Source organism: Oceanispirochaeta sp., from assembly GCF_027859075.1.
Taxonomy (GTDB): Bacteria; Spirochaetota; Spirochaetia; order DSM-2461; family DSM-2461; genus Oceanispirochaeta.
In genome coordinates, this window is record NZ_JAQIBL010000112.1 from 1 (window position 1) to 4,664 (window position 4,664).

Annotated in this window: 6 protein-coding genes; 5 read left to right on the forward strand and 1 reads right to left on the reverse strand. The window is 43.3% G+C overall.

The annotated features are described in order from the left end of the window. Nucleotides 1-141 precede the first annotated feature (141 nt). The 5 genes from PF479_RS20745 (at nucleotide 142) to PF479_RS06450 (ending at nucleotide 2,626) form a co-directional block, all read left to right on the forward strand. Entirely contained in the window at nucleotides 142-447 is a 306-nt protein-coding gene (locus tag PF479_RS20745; protein ID WP_367277209.1) for an HU family DNA-binding protein, read from the forward strand. After that, nucleotides 444-1,352 (forward strand): HU family DNA-binding protein, encoded by a 909-nt coding sequence (locus tag PF479_RS06435; protein WP_298003757.1) that lies wholly within the window; start codon nucleotides 444-446, stop codon nucleotides 1,350-1,352. Before PF479_RS20745 ends, PF479_RS06435 begins: the two co-directional genes overlap by 4 nt. 141 nt (nucleotides 1,353-1,493) lie before the next feature. Further along, nucleotides 1,494-1,724: a hypothetical protein gene (locus PF479_RS06440; protein WP_298003759.1), complete on the forward strand. Its 231-nt coding sequence runs from the start codon at nucleotides 1,494-1,496 to the stop codon at nucleotides 1,722-1,724. A gap of 285 nt (nucleotides 1,725-2,009) precedes the next feature. Then, nucleotides 2,010-2,210, forward strand: a complete 201-nt coding sequence (locus tag PF479_RS06445; protein WP_298003762.1) for a type II toxin-antitoxin system VapB family antitoxin — start codon at nucleotides 2,010-2,012, stop codon at nucleotides 2,208-2,210. Next, nucleotides 2,207-2,626, forward strand: a complete 420-nt coding sequence (locus tag PF479_RS06450; RefSeq protein WP_298003765.1) for a PIN domain-containing protein — start codon at nucleotides 2,207-2,209, stop codon at nucleotides 2,624-2,626. The genes PF479_RS06445 and PF479_RS06450 overlap by 4 nt, the downstream gene beginning before the upstream one ends. Before the next feature lie 305 nt (nucleotides 2,627-2,931). Here the strand turns inward: PF479_RS06450 and PF479_RS06455 are convergent, their stop codons facing one another. After that, on the reverse strand, nucleotides 2,932-4,227 hold the full coding sequence (locus tag PF479_RS06455; protein ID WP_298003767.1) for an alkaline phosphatase family protein: 1,296 nt from the start codon (nucleotides 4,225-4,227) through the stop codon (nucleotides 2,932-2,934). Nucleotides 4,228-4,664: the final 437 nt, after the last annotated feature.

Genomic DNA, 4,664 nt, shown 5'->3' on the forward strand with positions numbered 1-4,664 from the left:
GGATGAAAGAAAATCTCTGAACCTCAATGTTTCTTGTAAGGGAATCAAAAATATTCTATAATTTTTTATTAATTGATTCTATATTTCTCCCTTCTCCCGGAATCGTTGTTCACATCTTAACCAACCTAAGGCGGTACATCTATGAACCAATCAGAGCTTATTGAACAAATTGCAAATGAGTTGGGTGTATCAAACGCTCAGTCTCAGCGATTGTTGAGGGCAACCCTTAGGGAGATTCGTAACCTCCTTCAAGGGGGACACTCGGTAACCATACCCCACCTTGGCACCTTCGACACGGCAACATACGATAAGCACCGCGGTTATAGGCCCGTAAGTCATGACTTTGCGATTTTCCCAAAACGGCGGGTGCCTGTATTTCGCACGGGCACATTGCTCCGTGAAGACGTTTATGATCTCGAATCGGACGAAACAGGTGAGACGAAATGAGCGGCGACAACAAGATAGCACTTCAATCCTTTGCGGCTCTGGTGGCCAGGCGTGCCAAGGTCAGTAGTGTCGTAGCAGACAGCTTTATCCACCAATTCGCGTTGACAATGAGTGAGGAATTGGAGGCAGGCGGGGACATACCTCTGTATCGCTTTGGCCGTTTTCATACAACTCATGTCGATGAAAAGGTAGGCCACGATCCCAACTCCGGTGCTGCGTTAACAATTCCTGAGCACACGCGTGTCCATTTTCGCCCCTTTAGTGCATTGCGTTACGCTGTAAACGTGCCTTTCCGGCAGTTGCGAATCAAGGAACTCACTTTGGACAAATCAGCTTGGCGTATCAGATCCATCGCCTGGATCTTACTATTGATGGTTGTATTGTTACTGATTGGTCTTGGTATCATGGGGAAAAGTTTGAAATCCACACAGGATCAGTCTTTGGAATCCTCTGAGATATTATCGGATAATGCCGAAGCTGCACACAGCGACAAAGCTCCCGATACCCTTGCTTCCGCGCCCTTAGAATCGAAACCCGCACCCCTAGCCGATGCTCCTGTAGAATCAGAAAATACACTGAAGGCAATATCTGCGGTGACAGAGGTTCTTGTGGTACAAGGCGATACCTTGTGGGGAATTGCTGCGACCAGATTGGGTGATCCTAATTGGTGGCCGATTATCTATGCGGAGAGCAGAACAGATCTGTCTCATCGAAACCCGGACTTTATCGCTAGCGGGATGACACTGCGGATACCTGTTCTGACAGGTAGCGTGAACAGTCCCAATGCTGCAGACCTTCGTCTGAAGACAAAGGCTTTCCAGATTGTGGCTGACGACTATCGGACACTCGACAATCCACGTACTGCTGCGTATGCTACAGTTGCTGCTCGAGGGTTCAAAGAATAAGCAGGGGCAGGGGAGATGTTGAAAAAGCATTACCATATTGTTGAAAATATCCGGGCTGTCCCATCCAATAATTATGAAGATTGTACTGTATGCTTATTCCAAGGGGATCAACAACTCTGACGTCGTGAGAATATCGTCTGTATGGCCCTGGCCGCCGACACAAGACCCTACTTCACTACCATTGCGGATTTCATCTCTTCCCGTTATAAAGAATGTGCTCCACTTTTTACTAGGATCATTTCCGTCTGCTACTCCCAGGGACTAATAGGTAAGAACATGTTTGCCATTGACGGATGTAAGATCTCCTCAAACTGTTCCAAAGAATGGAGCGGAAACTTCTGGCTAAAACAAAAAAGATCGAACGATCTGTGATCTAATTTGTGGCCAAACATAAAAAGAAGGTGAGAACTGGAAGCGGGAAAAGGGAAAGCATTACTTCAAGCCTGAAGATTTCTTTATGGATACGGTTACGAATAAGCTGATCTGATAGTGCAGAATCTCCAATGGATGATTAAGCTACGCAGTGGAATCAAGGCATAACTTTGATGGGAAGAAAAGTATAACCAGATGGAAAAGTATGAAACAACTACTAATAGAAATAGACTTACACATTGCGATGTGTTATTCTGTACACTACAAAGTGATTAGGAGGGGTTTATGGCTACAAATTTAGCGATAGATGATCAGTTATTGGTGTTAGCACAGAATATTGGTGGTATTAAAACTAAGAAAGATACAGTTAATCAGGCTCTCAAGGAATTTGTACAAAGACGAAAACAGAAAGATATAATCGATTTATTTGGTGAAATCAAGTATGACGAAGATTATGACTATAAAGAGCTGAGAAAAAGAAATTGAAAGTACTTGTAGATACATCAGTATGGTCGTTAGCATTTAGAAAGAAAACCCCTGGTGAAGATGAAAAGAAAATAATAGAAGAGCTAAAAGAATTAATACATGAATTAAGAGTCGTGCTTATTGGACCTATCCGTCAGGAGTTATTGTCAGGTATCTCAGATGAGTTAAAATTTCAGACTCTGAAAGAAAAGATGAGAGCATTTGATAACCTAGATATATCATCTACAGATTATGAAGATGCTGCAATAATATATAATGAATGCCGGAAAAAAGGGATTCAAGGTTCACAAATTGATTATCTGATTTGTAGTGTTGCTAAAGCAAACAATGTAAGCATTTTCACAACTGATAAAGATTTTGAAAATTATAATAAAATCATAGGTCTGAAGCTACACAAAGTAAGAGAGGAAATATAAGAAACGGCATAACAATGATTTGAAATTGTCATTTTGGCTGTCATATTCTGCGCAAATTTGCTCCGCAGGCATAGAATCCGCCAAATAAAGGGTTAGGTACTTTTTGAAAGACATACCCTTTTTTAGATCACTTGTATTTTATTGTCAAGGAATTATTCTCGTCTACCTCTCATCAGAGGCTCCCCGGGCAGGTCAAATCCTGCCGACTTGGCTATACTGAAATCCACCAAGTGTCTAAGGTTGATATCTCTGGATGGTCATTTCAGGAGATATGATATCTTACCAGTGATCATAGCGTGGCGAGATTAACCTGATATCAGGGAGGCTCCGTCGCAGTCATAAAAACTGAGTCCCAGAAGTTCGGCAATCGTCGGTGCTATATCAACCATCTCTATGGGGCCCAGGTTCTTACCTGCTTTGATCCCCCGACCGCGGGCAAAAAAGAGGCATTTGTAGCCCTCTTTATCAGGGGAATAGCCATGGTTGGCATAGAGGATGCCCTTTTTTCTATAGTCCTCAATAGTCTCATCCGATAGGGTTTCATCAATATTGAATCCGGCTTTGGCCTCGACGACATACTTAATCCCTGGAGCAGCTCTAAACTTATCCAGATCTTTCCTGTTATAGATGGTCTGTATTCCATATTTTTTCTCTTTTACAGCCTTATTCAGCACTTCCAGGGCTCTTTCTTCTGCCTCGCTATCTCCTTCTCTTAGTTGGAGAAAAGCATTTCCGCCTGTAGTCTGCAGAATGGCTCTCCACTTCATCTCTCCCTTTTCTTCATAGATAAGGCCTTCATCCCTGAGTAGATTATTCAGGTGAACATTGGTGTCAATGCTGAACTGGCCATGATCTCCCAGAATGATGAAAGCTGTGTTCTCCTCAATCCCGGCGGCTTTGACGGCCTCCATGATCTCTCCCACACGCCTGTCCTGCCTTAGCAGTGAGGCTTCGACGGCAGGACTCTCAATACGGCTTGTATGTTTTGCATTGTCAAGGTCACAGAGGTGGATCAGGGTCAGGTTCGGTTTTTTCTTCTTAATAGTTTCACATGCAGCCAAGGTAACAAAATCATCAAAATCCGGTTGTTTTGTACTGACTCTTTTTTTACCAATGCGTCGTTCCAGATTCAGCATAAAGGCGATAGAGCTGTTTTTAAGAATTTTGAGAACCTGATTTTCCCCCTCCAGCGCCAGAATCTCGGGGATATTCCAGTTGATTGATGATTTACCCGTTACCGGCCAGAAGAGTCCTGCTGATTTTAAGCCGTTCTTTCTGGTCAGGTCATAGATTGTGGGGACCTTCAGCTGCCTCTGATACCAGTACCACTCTTGCTTATGCAGGGGCACAAAGGGCTGGAATGGGTGGTTTTGAATGATCCCGTGTTTATCCGGCTGTACTCCGGTCACCATTGTGGTATGAGCTGTATAGGTATGGGTCGGAAAGACAGACCTGAGCTCTCTTGACCAGGAACCTTCCTTAATGATCCGGGAAAGGTGGGGCATAGAGGAGATCAGTGGCCACTCTGACTCAGACAGAGCATCTAATGAGATAACAACCACGTGAACAGTTTTTTTGATCCTTGAGATTTTAGAATTCATATCCTTTAACTTATAAACCTCCCTTCCCAGGTTGGTCAAGAAACTTAATGATTAAACCGGACGCCCCATTTGGTTATATCCCTCAAAAGGCTATTCAGATCAGCTGTTCTCGCCTGTTTTACATCTGGGGGCTAGGTCCATCCCGGGAGCTACAGCGCGGCTCACCAGGAGCAGTCTCTTCTGGAAATTGCTTATGAGGCCGGATTCCCTTCTAAGAGTAGTTTCAAAAGAATTTTAAAGAGAAAACAGGAATGACTCCTTCTGATTTTGTCTGCAGACACATGATGCTGAAGCTGACTGAAATATTCTTGACGACACAATAATACAAAAAAAATGTCCCATTTTGCATATTGGGACGACAACTCCGCTTTGAGTGAAATAGGATTAAACAATCTTTCATTTATTAAAAATGAAGAAATCAAAGAATAAGGAAGTAT

Bases quoted from the DNA above. Each gene is read 5' to 3' on its own strand.
- PF479_RS20745 (WP_367277209.1), top strand. From the start codon at position 142: ATGAACCAATCAGAGCTTATTGAACAAATTGCAAATGAGTTGGGTGTA.
- PF479_RS06435 (WP_298003757.1), top strand. From the start codon at position 444: ATGAGCGGCGACAACAAGATAGCACTTCAATCCTTTGCGGCTCTGGTG.
- PF479_RS06440 (WP_298003759.1), top strand. From the start codon at position 1,494: ATGGCCCTGGCCGCCGACACAAGACCCTACTTCACTACCATTGCGGAT.
- PF479_RS06445 (WP_298003762.1), top strand. From the start codon at position 2,010: ATGGCTACAAATTTAGCGATAGATGATCAGTTATTGGTGTTAGCACAG.
- PF479_RS06455 (WP_298003767.1), bottom strand. From the start codon at position 4,227: ATGAATTCTAAAATCTCAAGGATCAAAAAAACTGTTCACGTGGTTGTT.